General features: G+C 65.8%; 20 protein-coding genes. 12 read left to right on the top strand and 8 right to left on the bottom strand.

The genetic code is table 11. The features are described 5' to 3' along the window. Positions 1-350: 350 nt before the first annotated feature. The 6 genes from AC6LJ5_RS11290 to AC6LJ5_RS11265 all read left to right on the top strand — a co-directional run bounded on the left by AC6LJ5_RS11290 (position 351) and on the right by AC6LJ5_RS11265 (position 6,292). Complete coding sequence (locus AC6LJ5_RS11290; protein ID WP_103271601.1) at positions 351-854, top strand: Fur family transcriptional regulator; 504 nt, start codon at positions 351-353, stop codon at positions 852-854. Between the two features lie 598 nt (positions 855-1,452). Then, positions 1,453-2,580, top strand: a complete 1,128-nt coding sequence (locus AC6LJ5_RS11285; RefSeq protein WP_103271602.1) for a CobW family GTP-binding protein — start codon at positions 1,453-1,455, stop codon at positions 2,578-2,580. A 128-nt stretch (positions 2,581-2,708) separates the two neighbouring features. Beyond that, entirely contained in the window at positions 2,709-3,173 is a 465-nt protein-coding gene (gene dksA, locus AC6LJ5_RS11280; protein WP_006389752.1) for an RNA polymerase-binding protein DksA, read from the top strand. A 345-nt stretch (positions 3,174-3,518) separates the two neighbouring features. Continuing rightward, complete coding sequence (gene hslV / locus AC6LJ5_RS11275; RefSeq protein WP_498140507.1) at positions 3,519-4,058, top strand: ATP-dependent protease subunit HslV; 540 nt, start codon at positions 3,519-3,521, stop codon at positions 4,056-4,058. A 70-nt stretch (positions 4,059-4,128) separates the two neighbouring features. Next, positions 4,129-5,463 (top strand): ATP-dependent protease ATPase subunit HslU, encoded by a 1,335-nt coding sequence (gene hslU / locus AC6LJ5_RS11270; protein ID WP_103271604.1) that lies wholly within the window; start codon positions 4,129-4,131, stop codon positions 5,461-5,463. Between the two features lie 160 nt (positions 5,464-5,623). Beyond that, positions 5,624-6,292, top strand: coding sequence for a class I SAM-dependent methyltransferase (locus tag AC6LJ5_RS11265; RefSeq protein ID WP_498140506.1), 669 nt, complete (start codon positions 5,624-5,626; stop codon positions 6,290-6,292). Positions 6,293-6,324: 32 nt separating this feature from the next. Here the strand turns inward: AC6LJ5_RS11265 and AC6LJ5_RS11260 are convergent, their stop codons facing one another. Then, the gene (locus tag AC6LJ5_RS11260) at positions 6,325-6,630 is read right to left on the bottom strand and encodes a copper-binding protein (RefSeq protein WP_103271605.1); all 306 of its coding nucleotides are present in this window, start codon (positions 6,628-6,630) and stop codon (positions 6,325-6,327) included. Between the two features lie 210 nt (positions 6,631-6,840). On the opposite strand from AC6LJ5_RS11260, the gene AC6LJ5_RS11255 reads away from it, so the two are divergent. The 5 genes from AC6LJ5_RS11255 (at position 6,841) to rfbC (ending at position 10,923) form a co-directional block, all read left to right on the top strand. Then, on the top strand, positions 6,841-7,398 hold the full coding sequence (locus AC6LJ5_RS11255) for a cob(I)yrinic acid a,c-diamide adenosyltransferase (protein WP_498140505.1): 558 nt from the start codon (positions 6,841-6,843) through the stop codon (positions 7,396-7,398). 84 nt (positions 7,399-7,482) lie between these two features. Then, entirely contained in the window at positions 7,483-8,544 is a 1,062-nt protein-coding gene (rfbB, locus tag AC6LJ5_RS11250) for a dTDP-glucose 4,6-dehydratase (protein WP_498140504.1), read from the top strand. Positions 8,545-8,600: 56 nt separating this feature from the next. Then, a complete protein-coding gene (gene rfbD / locus AC6LJ5_RS11245) occupies positions 8,601-9,497 on the top strand; it encodes a dTDP-4-dehydrorhamnose reductase (RefSeq protein ID WP_498140503.1) in 897 nt (298 codons plus the stop codon). Continuing rightward, positions 9,494-10,375, top strand: coding sequence for a glucose-1-phosphate thymidylyltransferase RfbA (rfbA, locus tag AC6LJ5_RS11240; RefSeq protein ID WP_498140502.1), 882 nt, complete (start codon positions 9,494-9,496; stop codon positions 10,373-10,375). The genes rfbD and rfbA overlap by 4 nt, the downstream gene beginning before the upstream one ends. Further along, positions 10,375-10,923 carry a dTDP-4-dehydrorhamnose 3,5-epimerase gene (gene rfbC / locus AC6LJ5_RS11235; protein ID WP_498140501.1) on the top strand — a complete coding sequence of 183 codons (549 nt, stop codon included), beginning with the start codon at positions 10,375-10,377 and terminating at the stop codon, positions 10,921-10,923. The genes rfbA and rfbC overlap by 1 nt, the downstream gene beginning before the upstream one ends. 100 nt (positions 10,924-11,023) lie before the next feature. Here the strand turns inward: rfbC and lipA are convergent, their stop codons facing one another. Next, entirely contained in the window at positions 11,024-12,025 is a 1,002-nt protein-coding gene (gene lipA, locus AC6LJ5_RS11230) for a lipoyl synthase (protein WP_212319191.1), read from the bottom strand. A 191-nt stretch (positions 12,026-12,216) separates the two neighbouring features. On the opposite strand from lipA, the gene AC6LJ5_RS11225 reads away from it, so the two are divergent. Then, entirely contained in the window at positions 12,217-13,023 is an 807-nt protein-coding gene (locus AC6LJ5_RS11225; RefSeq protein WP_498140500.1) for a substrate-binding domain-containing protein, read from the top strand. A gap of 117 nt (positions 13,024-13,140) precedes the next feature. Here AC6LJ5_RS11225 and AC6LJ5_RS11220 read toward each other — a convergent pair whose 3' ends face one another. From AC6LJ5_RS11220 to AC6LJ5_RS11195, 6 genes are all read right to left on the bottom strand, one after another. Then, entirely contained in the window at positions 13,141-13,878 is a 738-nt protein-coding gene (locus tag AC6LJ5_RS11220; RefSeq protein WP_498140499.1) for a tetratricopeptide repeat protein, read from the bottom strand. Between the two features lie 59 nt (positions 13,879-13,937). Further along, positions 13,938-14,609, bottom strand: a complete 672-nt coding sequence (lipB, locus tag AC6LJ5_RS11215; RefSeq protein ID WP_103271640.1) for a lipoyl(octanoyl) transferase LipB — start codon at positions 14,607-14,609, stop codon at positions 13,938-13,940. 12 nt (positions 14,610-14,621) lie between these two features. Continuing rightward, entirely contained in the window at positions 14,622-14,894 is a 273-nt protein-coding gene (locus AC6LJ5_RS11210) for a YbeD family protein (RefSeq protein WP_392410456.1), read from the bottom strand. A gap of 170 nt (positions 14,895-15,064) precedes the next feature. Next, positions 15,065-15,931, bottom strand: a complete 867-nt coding sequence (locus AC6LJ5_RS11205) for a D-amino acid aminotransferase (protein WP_498140498.1) — start codon at positions 15,929-15,931, stop codon at positions 15,065-15,067. Positions 15,932-16,239: 308 nt separating this feature from the next. Beyond that, a complete protein-coding gene (locus tag AC6LJ5_RS11200) occupies positions 16,240-17,496 on the bottom strand; it encodes a D-alanyl-D-alanine carboxypeptidase family protein (RefSeq protein ID WP_498140497.1) in 1,257 nt (418 codons plus the stop codon). Between the two features lie 162 nt (positions 17,497-17,658). After that, positions 17,659-18,312 (bottom strand): alpha/beta hydrolase, encoded by a 654-nt coding sequence (locus AC6LJ5_RS11195; protein ID WP_103271644.1) that lies wholly within the window; start codon positions 18,310-18,312, stop codon positions 17,659-17,661. Positions 18,313-18,316 lie beyond the last annotated feature (4 nt).

Raw genomic sequence — 18,316 nt, 5'->3', positions numbered from 1 at the left:
CCAACCCAGCGCCCAGCTGGTCAGCGCCCACAGGCCGCCAGCGGCCAACGCCGCGCCGGCCATGCGGCGCCATGCGGAAGCCAGGAAAGCGGAGCGGACAAGACGCCGCGAGGGCGTGGCGCCCGGCCTCGGCGGCAGAAGCGTGAAGTGGGACATACGGCGAAAAACAGGAAAAGGCGGCGGGCGGCGAAGCCGGGAGAAGCTGAGTTCAGACCAATTTCTATTATGTTATATCATAACCAATCGACTTGGATTTTCCCGGACCCGCCCGCATCTGGAGGTTTTCTGCTACCTTCCAGCCATCGCGCGCGCGGCGCGCGTGCTTCACCCCTTGATAGATATCGCCCGCCATGCCCGCTACGCCCCGCTCTCCCCGCAGTGACACCGTAGGCGCCCAGCTCAGCGTCGCCGAGGCGCTGTGCGAACAGCGCGGACGCCGCCTCACGCCCATCCGCCGCAAGGTGCTGGAACTGCTGCTGCGCCACGGCCGCAGCCTGAAGGCCTACGAATTGCTGGACGCCATGCGCGAAGTGCACCCCGGCGCGGCGCCTCCGACCGTCTATCGGGCGCTGGATTTCCTGATGGACGAGGGCCTGGTCCACCGCCTGGACGCCGTCAATGCCTGGAGCGCCTGCCACGACGCCGGCGGCGCGCCGCATGATCTGCTGGTGGTCTGTACCGGCTGCGGGGCGGTGGCCGAGCTGTCCGATCCCGCCATGAGCCGCCAGTTGGCAGAACGCGTGGCCCAGACCGGCTTCACGCTGGCCACCCACGAAACCGAGATCCGCGCGCTCTGCCCGCAGTGCCAGCAGAAGCAGCCCGCCGACGCCGGCCACCACAACCACCGGCACTGAGCACCGTCCGGCAAGGGCAGCGACAGGGGCGGACAATCCGCCCCTTTTATTTTGCAATCTGCGTCCACCCCAATAGCCGCCGCGTGCATCGCACAGGCTTCCCCCAAACGCGGCCGCGCGGAGCCGGCTCCGCCGGTCCGCAGCGGCGCCCCTTGGGGGGAAGTGCCGCAGGCGCTTCGGGGGTGAACCTTCCCATGGCCTCCCCTACTCTTGAAACCGGGCAAACCGCCCCCAAATAGTGGTATCGCCCGATACTTGACGGCGTACAGCCCCGATCTGGCCGGGCTCCGGCCCCGGGTTATTCCGGGGGTTTGCCCCCCGCCCCCGACTGTGCTGTAATCCTGCGTCCGGTCGCCATTGGCGGCCTTCGCAGCCCGTGGCAGAACGACATCCGGCAGGTGGCTGCACCGATCGCAGCGCCGGCTTGGCGGCCCTGGCGGGCCAGGAGACGCACCGCGTCCTGGCAGTCACAGTGCCGGCAATCCGCGAAAGATCGGCTCACATCCACCGGCACGCCCACTTGGCGGTCGCCGCAGGCGGCGCCGCTGGGCCGCCCGCCCAGTCCCTGTCTGTTTAACTTCACGCAAGCAGCTTCGCCATGAACACCCCGCGCAGTTTGGACAAAATGGTTCCCGTCACCATCCTCACCGGCTTTCTCGGTGCGGGCAAGACCACCCTGCTCAAGCGCATCCTGACCGAATTCCATGGCCGCCGCGTCGCGGTCATCGAAAACGAATTCGGACCGGAAAGCATCGACAACGACCTGCTGGTGCAGGATCGCGACGAGGAAATCATCGAGCTGTCCAACGGCTGCGTCTGCTGCACGGTCCGCGGCGACCTGATGCGCACGCTGTCCGACCTGCGCGCCAAGCGCCAGGCCGGCGAGCTGAACTTCGAGCGCGTCATCCTGGAAACCACCGGCATGGCCAACCCCGGCCCGGTGTGCCAGACCTTCTTCATGGACGACGACATCGCCGAGTACTACCGCCTGGACGCGGTGGTGACGGTGGTCGACGCCAAGCACGGCATGGTCACGCTGGACGAACAGTCCGAAGCGCAGAAGCAGGTCGGCTTCGCCGACCGCATCCTGATCTCCAAGCGCGACCTGGTCAACGAAGCCGACTACGAAGCGCTGCGCAACCGCCTGGTGCACATGAACCCGCGCGCGCCGATCACGCCGGTCAACTTCGGCGAAGTGGACCTGAAGTCCATCATCGACATCAGCGGCTTCAACCTGAATTCCATTCTCGACATCGACCCGGACTTCCTGGCCGATGAGCACCCCGACGCCGCCCATAACCATGCTCACGGGCATGACCACGGCCACGATCATGGCCATGGCCACGATCACGACGATCATGAGCACGACGGCGAGTGCGGGGCGCATTGCAATCATGCCCATCACCATCATCACCACCAGCACGACGACGAGATCGGCGCCTTCGTGTTCCGCTCGAACAAGCCGTTCGATCCGGCCCGCCTGGAAGAATTCCTGGGCGGCGTGGTGCAGGTCTATGGTCCCGACCTGCTGCGCTACAAGGGCATCCTGTACATGAAGGGCATCAACCGCCGCATGTTGTTCCAGGGCGTGCACATGATGATGGGCGCCGAACCCGGCAAGCCGTGGACCGCGGCCGAAAAACCGTCGACCAAGATGGTCTTCATCGGACGCAAGCTGCCCCAGGAAATTTTCACCCGGGGCTTGGAGCAGTGCCTGGCGGGGTAAACCCCCGTCCTGGATACGTGACGCGATGCGACGAAGGCAGTACTGTGAGGTACGAATAGCGTAGGCAAAAGGCAGCACGAACCGGGAAGGGATCCCGCGCCAGGATCGATTCATAGTGGAGTGTTTACATGGCTACCAAGGCAGCAACCAAGAAATCAAGCAAGTCGACGAGCGATACGGCGATTGATCTGCCCAGCGAAAAAGAATTGCTGGCCATGCCCGAGTCCGACTATATGAACGAGCGCCAGCTGGCGTTCTTCAAGGAACGGCTCAAACAACTCGAACAGGACATCCTGGCCAACGCCGGCGAGACCACCGAGCACCTGCGGGAAACCCAGTTCGTGCCGGACCCTGCCGACCGCGCCACGATCGAGGAAGAACACGCGCTGGAACTGCGCACGCGCGATCGCGAGCGCAAGCTGCTCAAGAAGGTGCAACAGTCCATCGCCCGCATCGACAGCGGCGAATACGGCTGGTGTGAGGAAACCGGCGAACCCATCGGCATCCCCCGCCTGCTGGCCCGCCCCACGGCCACCCTGTCGCTGGAAGCGCAGGAACGCCGCGAAATGCGTCAAAAACTCTACGGCGATTGAGCTTGCCCCCCCGAAGCGCTTACGCGCTTCCCCCAGGGGCACCGCTACGGACCGGCAAAGCCGGCTCCGTGCGGCCCCGATGAAGTGGCATCGGCTTCATGCGGCGGGAGTGGCTGGGGGGTGACAGGGTGGTTTTGCAGATACGTTCCGTAATCCGTCCGTCGTGCTGAAAGGCTATGCTGGTTTCCAGCATGGCCTTTTTCTTTTTCCGGAACGAAGATGGCCATGCGGCGGCTCCGGGTCGATGGCGCGCCTTGTGCCGCCCGGTCTTTGTCCGATTCCAGGCCGCCGCGCCTTGAATTTTTCCGGCCCGCCCCCAGCTAGTCCTTTCAAAGGAAGGAACGCATGGAACAATTTCACGCCACCACCATCGTGTGCGTGCGTCGCGGCAACTGCGTCGCACTGGGCGGCGATGGCCAGGTCACCCTGGGCAACATCGTCATCAAGGGCACGGCGCGCAAGATCCGCCGCCTGTACCACGACAAGATCCTGGCCGGCTTCGCCGGCGCCACCGCCGACGCGTTCACGCTGCAGGAGCGCTTCGAGGCCAAGCTCGAGAAGCACCAGGGCAACCTGATGCGCGCGGCGGTCGAACTCACCCGCGACTGGCGCACCGACCGCGTGCTGCGCCGCCTGGAAGCCATGCTGATCGTGGCCGACGCCGAGCACACGCTGGTGCTGACCGGCAACGGCGACGTGCTCGAGCCCGAGCACGGCCTGGCGGCCATCGGCTCGGGCGGCGCCTATGCCCAGTCGGCGGCGCTGGCGCTGCTGCGCAACACCGAGCTGTCACCCGAGGCCGTCGTCAAGCAGTCGCTGGAAATCGCCGGCGACCTGTGCATCTACACCAACCAGAACCACGTCATCGAAACGCTGGGCGAATGACGCACGCCGCGCGGCGCGCTCACAGCGCCGCGCCGCCCCCAGCCCCGCCTAGCCCGAAGGACCCGCTCTCATGTCCGCATCCAACATGACGCCCGGAGAAATCGTCTCCGAACTCGACAAATACATCGTCGGCCAGGACCGCGCCAAGCGCGCCGTCGCCGTCGCGCTGCGCAACCGCTGGCGCCGCCAGCAGGTGGCCGAGCCACTGCGCCACGAGATTCACCCCAAGAACATCCTGATGATCGGCCCCACCGGCGTGGGCAAGACCGAGATCGCGCGCCGCCTGGCCAAGCTGGCCAACGCGCCCTTCATCAAGATCGAGGCCACCAAGTTCACGGAAGTGGGCTACGTCGGCCGCGACGTCGACACCATCATCCGCGACCTGACCGAATACTCGATCAAGCAGACCCGCGAGCTGGAAATGCGCCGCGTGCGCACCCAGGCCGAGGACGCCGCCGAAGACCGCATACTGGACGCGCTGGTGCCGCCGGCCCGCGGCGTGTCGGGCGAGCCCGAGCGCGGCGAGGACAACAGCGCCCGCCAGACTTTCCGCAAGCGCCTGCGCGAAGGCAAGATCGACGACCTGGAAATCGAGATCGAAGTGGCCCAGGCCGCGCCGCAGATGGACGTGATGACGCCTCCCGGCATGGAAGAAATGGCCGAGCAGCTGCGCGGCATGTTCGCCGGCCTGGCCCGCGACAAGACCAAGCCCAAGAAGATGAAGGTGCGCGACGCCTTCAAGCTGATCGTCGACGAAGAAGCGGCCAAGCGCATCAACGAGGAAGACCTGCGCACCGCCGCCATCAACAATGTCGAACAGAACGGCATCGTCTTCCTGGACGAGATCGACAAGATCGCCGCCCGCCAGGAAACCGGCGGCGCCGACGTGTCGCGCCAGGGCGTGCAGCGCGACCTGCTGCCGCTGGTCGAAGGCACCACGGTGAACACCCGCTACGGCATGGTCCGCACCGACCACATCCTGTTCATCGCCTCGGGCGCCTTCCACCTGTCGCGCCCGTCCGACCTGATCCCCGAGCTGCAGGGCCGCTTCCCGATCCGCGTCGAACTGGATTCGCTGTCGGCCGAGGATTTCGTGCGCATCCTGTCGTCCACCGACGCCTCGCTGACCAAGCAGTACACCGCGCTGATGGCCACCGAGGGCCTGGAGCTGGAGTTCACCGAGGAAGGCGTGCGCCGCCTGGCCGAGCTGGCCTACGACGTCAACGAAACCACCGAGAACATCGGCGCCCGCCGCCTGTACACGGTGATGGAGAAGCTGCTGGACGAGCTGTCGTTCGATGCCACCTCCACCAGCGACAAGACGGTGAAGATCGACGCCGCCTACGTCAACGCGCAACTGGCCGAAGCGGCCAGCAGCCAGGATCTGGCGCGCTACGTGCTGTAGCTAAATCATGGACGGGAACGGAAGTTCCCGCCATGGCCACCCTGTCGCCACGCATGGTAAAACATCACATATGATGGCCCAGTTGCCATGCATCCTGTATTACCACCAGAGATTTATACGACACGGTGAATTGTCACTATGACGCTTAATCGAGGAAAAATTGATAGACAGTCAAAAAAATGCCTTCACCCGTGGCGGAGAAGGCGACAGATTTTTTGAACGAAACGAGCATGCATATCAACGAATGGCCTCCGTATCCGAATTGGGACCAGCCAACCAGTTATATCGCCCGTATCTGAAAGCTGGCCAGAAAATTCTTGAAATTGGCAGCTCTTCGGGAGTCAATTTATCTCTTCTTACACAAGGCACTGGTGTGGAAGCATATGGAATCGATCCGTCTGCCAATGCCATTGCGAAAGGACGCACCGAGTTTTCCCATCTGCACCTGAACGTTGGTACTGCTGACGAACTTGCTTTCCCTGCCGAATACTTCGACTTTATCGTTTTTGGGTTTTGCCTGTATCTCGTCGACAGGACATTGCTAACGAAGACCATAGCCGAAGCTGATCGCTGTCTGAAAAATGGCGGTCATATCGCCATCACCGACTTTCGCCCAGATGTCCCCACAATGCGGCCGTACAAACATCTCGAAGGGCTGACCTCGTACAAATACCCGTACGATCGACTTTTCACAGCTTTCCCTCATTTTCAGCTAGTCGAAACTCGTACATTCAGTCATACAGACCAGACCTACCCGCAAGACCCCCAGGAACGCGTATCGGCAAGCATTATTTACAAGTCTCTACAAGAGGGCTACCAGCATCTCTGACGACATGATGGAAAAACATGTAGCTACACTCCTTAGTTACTGATCGCCGTCACCACATACTTGCCGTCCTTGCGCTCGGCGGTGAACTTCACCTTGTCGCCGGCCTTGATCTTGGCCAGCAGCGCCGGATCGGCCTCGTACACCAGCGTCATGGCCGGCAGGTCCAGCGCCTTGATGGCGTCGTGCTTGATGGTCACCTTGCCGGCGGCCGGATCGACGCGGCGCACCTCGCCGCTGGCGTCGGCCTGCTGAGCAAAGGCCAGCGGCGTGGCCAGGGACACGACCGCCATCGCGGTGGCGATCGCCATGGGGGTGGCGTATCTGCGGTTGAAAGCCATGGACTCATCCTCCTGTAGCAACGAAAGCCTGCGCCGGACCGGAGCCGCGAACGCGCTTTCCACAATGCTAGGATAGCGCCCGAACGCAACAGTTCCCCACCGATTACGCAACAATTCCCACGTTTGTTTGCGGCTCGCCCCGGTGAACCCGGCCCGGGCTTACCAAGCCGTCGATTCCCTAACGCTTCGTCACCGACTACAGGAGCCGCCATGGCCAACCGCCTATCCGTCATCGCCACCCGCACCGGGGACGACGGCACCACCGGACTGGGGGACGGTTCCCGCTGCGCCAAGGACGCCCCCCGCGTGGCGGCGCTGGGAGACGTGGACGAACTGAACAGCGCCATTGGCCTGCTGCTGACCGAAGCACTGCCCGAGGACGTGGCCGCGGACCTGCTGGCCATCCAGCATGATCTGTTCGACATGGGCGCGGAGCTGTGCATACCGGGCCATGCGGCGCTGAAAGAGGAACAGATCGCCCGCCTGGACGCCCGGCTGGCCCACTACAACGCAGCGCTGCCGCCCTTGCGCGAGTTCATCCTGCCGGGCGGCTCGCGTACCGCCGCGCTTGCGCATGTGGCGCGCGCGACCTGCCGGCGCGCGGAACGGGCCGTGGTGGCGCTGGCGCGCACCGACAACGTCAATGCGCCGGTAAGACAATATTTGAACCGTCTGTCGGACCTGATGTTCGTGCTGGCGCGGCATCTGAACGTCGCGGCCGGCAAAACCGATGTCTTCTGGAGCAGCAGCCATTCCCGGCTAGGCTGAGCGCGGATGGCGCGGGGCTTTGCGGCATAATCAATCATCTGCACGCCCGCTCGGAATGCGTGCTTTCCGAGGCCCTTGAAGACAATGAGTATTCTTGTTACTGGCGGCGCCGGCTTTATTGGCTCGAATTTTGTGCTGGATTGGCTGGCTCAAGGCGATGAGCCCGTCATCACGCTGGACAAATTGACCTACGCAGGCAATCTCGCCAATCTGGCCTCGTTGAAAAACCACCCTGGGCACCTATTCGTGCACGGCGATATTGGCGACAGCGCGCTGGTGGCCAGCCTGCTGACCCGACATCGACCCAGGGCGATCCTGAATTTCGCGGCCGAATCGCATGTCGACCGGTCCATATACGGGCCGGGCGCATTCATTCAGACCAATGTCGTCGGCACCTTCAACCTGCTCGAAGCCGTCCGCGAATACTGGAATCCGTTGCCCGAACCCGCCAGGCGTCATTTCCGGTTTCTGCACGTGTCCACGGACGAAGTCTATGGATCGCTGGATGCCACGGCGCCCGCCTTCACGGAATCAAGCCGCTACGAACCCAACAGCCCCTACTCGGCGAGCAAGGCGGCGAGCGACCATCTGGTGCGGGCCTATCACCATACCTATGGGCTGCCGGTCCTGACGACGAACTGCTCGAATAACTACGGACCCTATCATTTCCCCGAGAAACTGATTCCCCTGGTTATCCACAATGCGCTGGCCGGCAAGCCCTTGCCCATATACGGAGACGGCCAGCAGATTCGCGACTGGCTTTACGTCAAGGACCACTGCAGCGCGATACGCCGGGTGCTGGCGAACGGCAAGCCCGGGGCGACCTACAACGTGGGCGGGAACAACGAAAAAGCCAATCTGGACGTTGTGCACGCCCTGTGCGAATTGCTCGATGAACTCCGCCCGCGCCGCGACGGCCAGAGCTACAGGACGCAGATCAGCTTCGTCAAGGATCGGCCGGGACACGACCGGCGCTATGCGATCGATGCCTCGCGCCTGGCTCGCGAACTGGGATGGCAGCCCGCCGAGACCTTTGAGACCGGATTGCGCAAGACCGTCATCTGGTACCTGCAGAACCCGGCCTGGGTTTCCAATATCGTTTCCGGGGCGTACCGAGACTGGGTCCAGACCCACCACCAGGCCTAGCGCCCAGGCGGCCCGGCCGCCCTCGCCCGACAGATGCCCGTGAACCCGGTAGCACCATGAAAATCCTACTCCTAGGCAAGAATGGACAGATCGGCCATGAACTGAGGCGCTCCCTGCTGCCATTGGGCACGGTCGTGGCTCTGGGCAGGCAGGAGGCCGACCTTGCGGATGCCGGGCAATTGAGCGCCGCGCTCGAAGCGCAAGCGCCCAATATGATCGTGAACGCCGCGGCCTACACGGCCGTGGACAAGGCCGAGTCGGAACCCGCCATGGCGCGCGCCATCAACACCGATGCCGTCCGCGTGCTGGCCCGCTACGCACGGGATCACGGCATCCTGCTGGTGCATTATTCGACGGACTACGTCTTTGACGGCGCCCAAGACACGCCATACCAGCCCGGCGACGCGACGAATCCGCTCAGCGTCTACGGCGTCACCAAGCGCGACGGCGAAAGCGCCATCCTCGACAGCGGCTGCCGCGCCCTGATCCTGCGCACCAGCTGGGTCCATTCGGCGCATGGCGGCAACTTCATCAAGACCATCCTGCGACTGGCCCGGGAGCGCGATGCGCTGAATATCGTGGCGGATCAACATGGCGCGCCCACATCGGCCGAACTGATCGCCGATGTCACCGCGCACGCCATCGCCGCCAGCCAGCGCGGCGCCCTGCCCCACGGCATCCATCATCTGACAGCGCAGGGCGAAACGACCTGGCACGGGCTGGCGCGATACGTGGTGTCGCGGGCGCTGCGGCAAGGCGTCGCGCTGCGCTCCAGCGCCGGCGCCATCCACCCCATCGCGACGCAGGACTACCCCCTGCCGGCCGTGCGCCCCCGGAATTCCCGCCTTGATACCCGCAGCCTGAGCGCCCCGCTCAAACTGCAGCTGCCCGACTGGACGGTGCACGTCGACCGGACCGTGGATCAACTCACGTCATTGGAGCAATCCGCATGAAGCGCAAAGGCATCATACTGGCCGGCGGTTCCGGCACGCGGCTGCACCCGGCCACCCTGGCGATCAGCAAGCAGCTGCTGCCCGTGTTCGATAAGCCGATGATCGATTACCCGCTCAGCACGCTCATGCTCGCGGGCATCCAGGACATCCTGGTCATTTCCACGCCCCAGGACACGCCGCGTTTCCAGCAGCTGCTCGGATCCGGCGAGCAATGGGGACTGAACCTGCAATACGCGGTGCAGCCCTCGCCCGACGGCCTGGCCCAGGCCTTTCTCATCGGCGATGCGTTCATCGGCAATGCCCCCAGCGCGCTGGTGCTGGGCGACAATATTTTCTACGGCCACGATCTCACGTACCTGCTCCAGGACGCCAACGAACGCCAGCATGGCGCGAGCATATTCGCCTACCACGTCAACGATCCCGAACGGTATGGCGTGGCCGAGTTCGATGCGAACGGCAAGGTGCTGTCGCTGGAAGAAAAGCCCAAGCAACCCAAATCCAACTACGTGGTGACCGGCCTCTATTTCTACGATCAGCAGGTCGTGGACATCGCCAGGCAGATCCGGCCGTCCGCCCGCGGCGAACTGGAAATCACCGACGTCAACCGCACCTACCTGGAACAAGGCCAGCTTGCCGTGGAAATCATGGGACGCGGCTATGCCTGGCTGGATACCGGCACGCACGAGTCGCTGCTGGAGGCAAGCCAGTTCATTTCCACTCTGGAAAACCGCCAGGGCCTGAAGGTCGCCTGTCCCGAGGAAATCGCCTATCGGCGACAGTGGATTTCCGCCGCGCAGCTCGAAGCCCTGGCCGCGCCCATGGCCAAGAACGGTTATGGCAAATACCTGCAACGCCTGCTGGTGGAAAAGGTCTACTGATGCAAGCTACCCGATTGGCCATCCCCGATATCGTGCTGTTCGAACCCAGAGTCTTCGGCGATGACCGGGGCTTCTTCATGGAGAGCTTCAATCAGCATGTCTTCCAGCAGCTGACCCGGCTGGACGCGACCTTTGTCCAGGACAACCACAGCAAAAGCGCGCGAGGCGTGCTGCGGGGCCTGCACTACCAGCTGGCGCCGAAGGCGCAGGGCAAGCTCGTGCGCGTGGTGCGCGGCGCGGTGTTCGATGTCGCGGTCGATATCCGGAAGAGTTCGCCCAGCTTCGGGCAATGGGTCGGCACCGAGCTCAGCGATGCGAATCGCCGCCAGCTCTGGATCCCGCCCGGTTTCGCCCACGGCTTCCTGGTCTTGAGCGAGTCCGCCGAATTCCTGTACAAGACGACGGAGTACTACGCGCCCGACCTCGAGCGTTGCATCATCTGGAACGACCCCTGGCTGGCGATCGACTGGCCCGCCGGCATGGACCCTCAGCTTTCCGCCAAGGACCAGCTGGCCCCGCCGTTTGCGGCGGCGGAATATTTCCCCTGACGCCTGCGGCCGTGCAAGAAAAAACGGACCGGACGGGCGTAGAGCCCTGTCCTGTCCGTCATGGCCGTGAATGCGGCCGGGCCGTCGCCGGCCCCGGCGCTCAGTTGACGCCCGCCGCGTGCGCCTGCTCGTCCGCATGGTACGAAGACCGCACCATCGCGCCCACCGCTGCATGCGTGAAGCCCATCGCATAAGCCTCGCGCTCGAACATCGCGAACGTATCCGGATGCACGTAGCGCAGCACCGGCAGATGGTGCTCCGACGGCTGCAGGTACTGGCCGATGGTCAGCATGTCCACGTTGTGCTCGCGCATGTCGCGCATCACCTGCAGGATTTCCTCGTCGGTCTCGCCCAGGCCCAGCATCAGGCCGGACTTGGTCGGCACCTCGGGATGCAGCTTCTTGAACTCGGCCAGCAGCTTCAGCGAATGCAGGTAGTCCGAACCCGGACGAGCCTGCTTGTACAGGCGCGGTACGGTTTCCAGGTTGTGGTTCATGACGTCCGGAGGACCGGCGTTCAGGATGGTCAGCGCGCGGTCCAGGCGGCCGCGGAAGTCGGGCACCAGCACCTCGATGCGGGTGGTCGGCGACAGTTCGCGGATATGCGTGATGCAATCGACGAAATGGCCGGCGCCGCCGTCGCGCAGGTCGTCCCGGTCGACCGAGGTGATGACCACGTAGGACAGCTTCATCGCGGCGATGGTGCGCGCGAGGTTCTCGGGTTCCTTGGGGTCCAGCGGATCGGGACGTCCGTGGCCCACGTCACAGAAGGGGCAGCGACGCGTGCACTTGTCGCCCATGATCATGAACGTGGCCGTGCCCTTGCCAAAGCATTCGCCGATGTTGGGGCAGGACGCTTCCTCGCAGACCGTGTGCAGGTTGTGCTCGCGCAGGATGCGCTTGATGTCGTAGAAGCGCGAGCCGGGCGCGGCGGCCTTGACGCGGATCCATTCCGGCTTCTTCAGGCGTTCGGCCGGAACGATCTTGATCGGAATGCGCGCGGTCTTGGCCTGCGACTTCTGCTTTTGCGTCGGATCGTAGGCCGCGGCGGAAGCGGCGGCGGATTCGTCCGAGGGGACAGGGGACTCGACAAGCGTGGACATGAGGCACCTTCATGACCGGCGCACCCAGGCGCCCGGTCCGAGACAAAAAAGGGCATTTTACCCTTCATGGACCAGGTCCGCCCGCCCCGGGGGTCGCCCGTCTGAGTCTGCCAGTCTGGGGCCGCACGTATCAGGCCGCCCCCAGCAGCGTCTGGGTTATCGTCACGCCTGTCTTTTTCCAGAATCCGCCCATGCCCGCCTTGCCCCGCCCCGTCGCCCTGATCGCCCCCCGCCTGGATACGGGGCCGACGGCGCAAGTCGTGCAGGCCTGCGCCGGCGTCCTGGCCGAGACCGGTCATTACCTGGCTGCCGGTCCCTGGCACGAGCCGGCTGGCCTGCCCCGGCTGCATGCGCTGGCGCCGGCGGCGGTCCTGTGCATCGGGCCGGCGGACGATCCGGGCCTGCGCGCCGCGCTGGCGTCGCTGGAAATCCCCATCGTGGAAACCTGGGCCACGCCCGCCGGGCCGCTGGACAGCGCCGTGCTGTACGCCAACATCGATACCGGCCGCCTGGCCGCCCGCCATTTCGCCGATAGAAACTATGCACGCGTAGCTTGCGTCAGCGCCGACACGCCCTGGGAACGCGAGCGCCGGCAGGGCTTCATCGAAACGACTCGGTCGCTGGGCCTGGAACTGGCGGCCGATATCATCCAGCCCGAGGCCTGCCAGCCGAACGACGGCCGAATGGCCTTCCTGCGGCTCCTGGCCACCAACACCCTGTTCGACGCCGTGTTCGCCAGCTCGGATCTGCTCGCTGCCGGGGCCGTGTCCGAAGCCCACCACCGCGATCTGCATGTGCCGCAGGATGTCGCGGTGCTGGGCGTGTCGGAGGACGGCAGCGCGGCCCAATGGGCGCCGGGCCTGAGCACGCTCACGGCCAGCGCGGCGGAGCTGGGCCGGCGCGCCGGCCTGCTGCTGCTGGAACGCCTGGCGGGCGATCGCGGACCGGGCGCGCGCGTCGTGCTGGAAGCGGTCCTGGAAGCGCGGCTCAGCACCTGAACGCTGCAGGCAGGCGCACCGACGGCGAGGCAGGCACGAAGCAGGCGGCGTGACCGCCCTTGGTTCGGCCACGCGAAACGCTCCGCGTGCCGCGCAAAGTCGCCGGACGGAACCGGACTACGCGCCCTTGACGGCGGGCTCGCCGTAGCGCGCCGCAACGCCCATTTCCCGCAACATGGCGTCCGCTTCGCGCAGGAAAACCGCCGTGGCGGTCTGAGGCACGCGGTCCAGCCAAGCCTCGGCCTCGTCGCGCTGGCCGCGTTGCAGCAGCAGCCGGCCCAGATGGAACATGCCCCGGAAATCCCCGCCCTCGGCAGCGCGCCGGTAGCAATCGAACGCCTGCTCCAGGTCCCGCGGCACGACGGTCCCGACCTCGTGGAAACGCCCCACCACGCCGATGGACTTCACATGGTCGGACTGCGCCGCGCGCTGGTACAGGGCCAACGCGGCAGCCGGATCCTGCGCCACGCCGCCGCGGCCATCGCGCAGCATGTGGGCATAGTTGTACATGCCCCAGTCCAGGCCGCGATCAGCGGCCAGCCGGAACCAGTAGGCGGCCACGGTCTCGTCGCGCGCCACGCCCCAGCCATTCTCGTAGCAGCGGCCCACCATGTTGATGGACATGAGGTGATCGGCCTGCGCGGCGCGTTTGAACCAGCCCAGCGCGGCCTCGGGATCGCGCGCCATGCCATGACCGTCGAGCAGCATCTGGCCCAGGATGGCTTGGGCCTCCAGCAGCCCCAGGTCGGCGGCGGCCTGGATCCAGGCGGCGTAGGCCTCTGGCGGACCGGCGCGCAGCGCGGCCAGCTGCGCGGGAGTGGTGGCGGAGATGTCCGCCGCGGTGATGGATTTCATGTCGGACGAGAAGGATCTGGCGGGAAAACGGATGGCGAACGCTGCGTCTGAACTGGCGTTCAGACGGGACTACAGGCGGGTTCGCCGCCGACCGCCGTGGGCCGTGCGCGGCGCCAGGCGGCAACCAGATTGCGCGCCAGCGCCTCGCCCACGTCCGCCAGCTCGCGGCGCACGCCGCAGGCCGCCATGTCGACGGTGCGCAGGCCGGCGTAGCCGCAGGGATTGATGCCCAGGAAGGGCGCCAGGTCCATGTCCACGTTCAGCGACACCCCGTGATAGGCGCGGCCGTTGCGGATCTTGATGCCCAGCGCGGCGATCTTGGCCAGCTCGCCGCCGCCATCGGGATCCGGCACATACACGCCCGGCGCGCCGGGCTTGCGGCAGGCGCCCGCCACGCCGGCCTCGGCCAGCGTGTCGATGACCGCGCCCTCGAGCAACGTGACGTATTCCTTGACGTACATGTCGACGCGCCGCAGGTCGAACAGCGCATAGGCCATGACCTGGCCCGGGCCGTGATACGTGACCTGCCCGCCCCGGTCGCAATGCACGATGGGGATGCCGGCGGGATTGAGCACATGCCCGGGCGAGCCCGCCTGCCCCAGCGTGTAGACCGGCGCGTGCTCGCAAAGCCAGATCTCGTCCGGCGTGTCGGCGCCGCGCAGGTTGGTGTAATCCTGCATGTCGCGCCAGACCGACAGGTAGTCGGCCGGACTCGCGAGCCACTTGATCACAGCCATGCCGGCCTAGATGACGATCGACACCATGGGGTGGCCATGCAGCGCGCGGTACAGCGCGTCGAGCTGTTCGCGCGAGGTGGCGCGCACGGTGAAGGTCAGGCCCATGTAGTTGCCGCCCTTGCTGGGCCGCATCTCGACGGTGGCGGCGTCAAAGCCCGGGTCGAACTGCAGCACCACCTCGGTCAGCGTCTGGGCCAGCTCGGGATGCTGCTTGCCCATGACCTTGATGGGAAAGTCGCTGGGATATTCGATGAGGGATTCTTCGGGCGGGATGTGCATGATGGAAGCCTGATGTGATACCCACCTGCGTCGCGCTGTGCGCGGCCCCTGAACGGACATCCCCTGAAGGACGCGCTGCCGCGGCCCCGCGGAGCGACGCCCGTTCGAGCGTAGCAGGTGGTGCGCCAGCACCGACGAGAGCGTGGGAACTGGCGCGTGCTGCGGCCTGCTTACAGGCCGGCGATGCGGGCATCATAACCCGCGCGCAGGCGCTCATAAACGGGGCCAGGCTTGCCCGAACCCACCGGCCTGCCGTCCAGCGCGACGATGGGCAGCACTTCCTTGGTGGCCGAGGACAGCAGCAGCTCGTCGGCGTTTTCCACTTCCTCGCGGCCGATGCGGCGCGACTCGAAAGGAATGCCGGCCTCGGCGGCCAGCTCGCCCATAAGGCCGTAGCGGATGCCTTCCAGGATCAGGTTGTTCTTGGGCGGAGCCAGCAGCTTGCCGCCGGATACCACCCAGATGTTGGTGGACGAGCCCTCGGTCAGGAAGCCGTCGCGGAACTGCACCACTTCATCGACCTGCGCGTCCACGGCCTGCTGCTTGGCCAGCACGTTGCCCAGCAGCGACACGGACTTGATCTCGCAGTGCAGCCAGCGCTCGTCGGGAATGCTGATGGCCGTCATGCCGCTGGCGCGCTGCGCAGCCGACGGCGGCGCCCAGGGCGATACCATGCCGAACACCGTGGGCGGCACGGGCTGGGCGGGGAACTGGTGATCGCGCTTGGCCACGCCGCGCGTCACCTGCAGGTAGACGATGCAGGTGTCCTGGATATTGCGGGCCAGCAGATCATTGATCAGCTGGACCCAGCCGTCCCGGTCATGGGGCGAGGCGATGCGCAGCGCCGCCAGGCTGCGATCCAGACGGTTCAGGTGCTCGGCCATGCGGAAGGCCTTGCCGTGGTACACCGGCACGACTTCATAGATGCCGTCGCCGAAGATGAAGCCCCGGTCCAGCACGGAGATCCTGGCCTCGTCGATACGCAGGAAATCACCATTGAGATAAGCCTGGCTGTCGCCCTGCACGCCCGGAATCATGAAACCCCCAAGAATATGAATTGGACAGGGCCACGCCGCCCGGCGCGCGCCCAAATGGAGAACGGGCGCCCCCGAAGGGAAACGCCCGTAGCAAGCTTACACCCGCGCCGCCAGCGGCGGCGCAGAAACAATGAGGTTCTTCAGGTCACGAGACAACGCAACCACAGCCAAGAAGGCTCAAGAGAGTGCGAGGCACGCGCCCCCGCCAGCCACCACCGCCCCACAAGCCAGGCCACACGGATCCGGCTCTGCCGGTCCGTCGTGGCGCCCCCTCGAGGGGGAAGCGCCAAGGGCGCTTCGGGGGTGGACTAATTGAACCAGCGCTTGACGGTATCGACCATGCGGCCGAAGAAACCCGCGCGCTCGACCGCGTCCTGCACCACCAGCGGCTCGGTGCGCAGCACCTTGCCGTCCAGCGTGAATTGCAGGGTGCCGACCTGCTGGCCCTTGGCCAGCGGCGCGATCAGCGGATCGTTGCGCTGCGCCACCGGCTTGAGCTCGCCGGCCTTGCCGCGCGGCACGGCGATCGAGACCGGGTTGGGCGGGCCGAGCTTGACGGTTTCGACGGTGCCTTCCCAGACGCGGGCGTCGATGCCCGGCTGGCTCTTGTCGAACAGCTTGACCGTGTCGAAGTTCTGGAAGCTCCAGTTCAGCAGCTTCAGGCTTTCCTCGGCGCGCGTGGCTTCGCTGTCGGTGCCCACCACCACCACCAGGATGCGGCGGTCGCCGCGCATGGCGGTCGACACCAGGCAGTAGCCGGCCGAATCGGTGTGGCCGGTCTTCATGCCGTCGACCGAGGGGTCGGCCCACAGCAGGCGGTTGCGGTTGGGCTGGGTGATCTTGTTGTAGGTGTAGCTCTTCTGCTTGTAGTAGTGGAAGAACTGCGGATGGTCGGTGATCAGGTGCGAGGACAGCGTGGCCAGGTCGCGCACGCTGGTGGTGTGCTGCGGATCGGGCAGGCCGGTGGCGTTCATGAAGTGCGTGCTCTTCATGCCCAGGCGCTCGGCTTCCTGGTTCATCAGCGCGGCGAAGGCGGTCTCGCTGCCGCCCACGGCCTCGGCCAGCGCGACCGAGGCGTCGTTGCCCGACTGCACGATCATGCCCTGGTTCAGCTCGTCCACCGTGACCGGCTTGCGCGGCTCGATGAACATGCGCGAGCCGCCGGTGCGCCAGGCGTGCTCGGACACGGGCACGGTCTGCTCCAGCGTCAGGCGCTTTTCCTCGAGCGCATTGAAGACCACGTAGGCGGTCATGATCTTGGTCAGCGAGGCCGGCTCGACTTTCTGGTCCGGGTTGGACGCAGCCAGCAGCTGGCCGCTGTTCACGTCGATGACGATCCAGGCCCTGGCGGCGATGGTGGGCGCGGGCACGGCCGACACGTCTCCCACCGGCACCACTCCCGTCGTCGCCGGCACGGCGGCCGCCGGCGCGGTCGCGGCGGCGGGCGTCTGTTGCTGCGCCAGGACCGGCGCGCCGGCGACGAGCAGCGCGGCCAGCACGGCGCCCGACAGGGCACGGCGGGCAAAGACAACGGGGGATTGGGCGGAGTAAGGCAAATTCTTCATCGGCAACGTGGGTCCAGGAAAGACGCCCGCCGGCGCGGGGCAAGTGGCTGACAATTATAGGCAGTCGATAGGACCCGCCCCGCGCGCAAGGGGTTCCCCGCGTGCTCCAACATGCAACCTGTTGCAACGCCGCGCGGCCGCCGCACCGCGATCAGGCGCCCGTCAGCCCAGCGCGACCGTCAGGCGCGCCTGCACCAGTTCGCGCAGCACCAGCAGCTTGCCATGGAAGAAATGCGAGGCGCCCGGGATCACGACCACCGGAATCGAGCGCGGCCGCGCCCAGTCCATGGCCTCGGACAGCGGCACGACCTCGTCCTGCTCGCCATGCACCATCAGCGTGTCGCCCGGCACCTGCACCTCGTGCGATTGGAACCGGTTCACCGCCGGGCCCATCAGCATCAGCGCCGAGGGCAGCGGCGCATCGCCCTGCTCGGCCAGCGCCGCATAGGTCTGCGCGGCGACGGCGGTGCCGAAGGAAAAGCCGGCCAGCACCCAGGGCGCCTGCGCCAGCTCGGGATGCTGCTCGCGCACCTGCGCCACCAGGGCCAGCATGTCGCGGGTCTCGCCCACGGACTTGTCGAATTCGCCTTCGGATAGGCCAACACCACGGAAGTTGGGGCGCACCGCGACCAGGCCATGCTGCACGCAGGCCCGCGCGATGGTGGTGACCACCTTGTTCTCGCGCGCGCCGCCTTGCAGCGGATGCGGGTGCAGCACCAGCGCCCAGCCCCGCGGCGTGCCGTCGGGCCAATCGACGGCGCAATCGATGCGGCCAGCGGCGCCGGTGTAAGCCAGGGTTTCGGTGCGTGCGGACATGGGC

The sequence above is a fragment of the Achromobacter sp. 1011791174 genome (assembly GCF_059760925.1).
Note: the sequence above shows the minus strand (reverse complement) of the source record. Positions and strands in the feature narration are given on the sequence as shown.

Coding starts and splice junctions, on each gene's coding strand:
- AC6LJ5_RS11290 (WP_103271601.1), top strand. CDS start 351: ATGCCCGCTACGCCCCGCTCTCCCCGCAGTGACACCGTAGGCGCCCAG.
- AC6LJ5_RS11285 (WP_103271602.1), top strand. CDS start 1,453: ATGAACACCCCGCGCAGTTTGGACAAAATGGTTCCCGTCACCATCCTC.
- dksA (WP_006389752.1), top strand. CDS start 2,709: ATGGCTACCAAGGCAGCAACCAAGAAATCAAGCAAGTCGACGAGCGAT.
- hslV (WP_498140507.1), top strand. CDS start 3,519: ATGGAACAATTTCACGCCACCACCATCGTGTGCGTGCGTCGCGGCAAC.
- hslU (WP_103271604.1), top strand. CDS start 4,129: ATGTCCGCATCCAACATGACGCCCGGAGAAATCGTCTCCGAACTCGAC.
- AC6LJ5_RS11260 (WP_103271605.1), bottom strand. CDS start 6,630: ATGGCTTTCAACCGCAGATACGCCACCCCCATGGCGATCGCCACCGCG.
- AC6LJ5_RS11255 (WP_498140505.1), top strand. CDS start 6,841: ATGGCCAACCGCCTATCCGTCATCGCCACCCGCACCGGGGACGACGGC.
- rfbB (WP_498140504.1), top strand. CDS start 7,483: ATGAGTATTCTTGTTACTGGCGGCGCCGGCTTTATTGGCTCGAATTTT.
- rfbD (WP_498140503.1), top strand. CDS start 8,601: ATGAAAATCCTACTCCTAGGCAAGAATGGACAGATCGGCCATGAACTG.
- rfbA (WP_498140502.1), top strand. CDS start 9,494: ATGAAGCGCAAAGGCATCATACTGGCCGGCGGTTCCGGCACGCGGCTG.
- rfbC (WP_498140501.1), top strand. CDS start 10,375: ATGCAAGCTACCCGATTGGCCATCCCCGATATCGTGCTGTTCGAACCC.
- lipA (WP_212319191.1), bottom strand. CDS start 12,025: ATGTCCACGCTTGTCGAGTCCCCTGTCCCCTCGGACGAATCCGCCGCC.
- AC6LJ5_RS11225 (WP_498140500.1), top strand. CDS start 12,217: ATGCCCGCCTTGCCCCGCCCCGTCGCCCTGATCGCCCCCCGCCTGGAT.
- AC6LJ5_RS11220 (WP_498140499.1), bottom strand. CDS start 13,878: ATGAAATCCATCACCGCGGCGGACATCTCCGCCACCACTCCCGCGCAG.
- AC6LJ5_RS11210 (WP_392410456.1), bottom strand. CDS start 14,894: ATGCACATCCCGCCCGAAGAATCCCTCATCGAATATCCCAGCGACTTT.
- AC6LJ5_RS11205 (WP_498140498.1), bottom strand. CDS start 15,931: ATGATTCCGGGCGTGCAGGGCGACAGCCAGGCTTATCTCAATGGTGAT.
- AC6LJ5_RS11200 (WP_498140497.1), bottom strand. CDS start 17,496: ATGAAGAATTTGCCTTACTCCGCCCAATCCCCCGTTGTCTTTGCCCGC.
- AC6LJ5_RS11195 (WP_103271644.1), bottom strand. CDS start 18,312: ATGTCCGCACGCACCGAAACCCTGGCTTACACCGGCGCCGCTGGCCGC.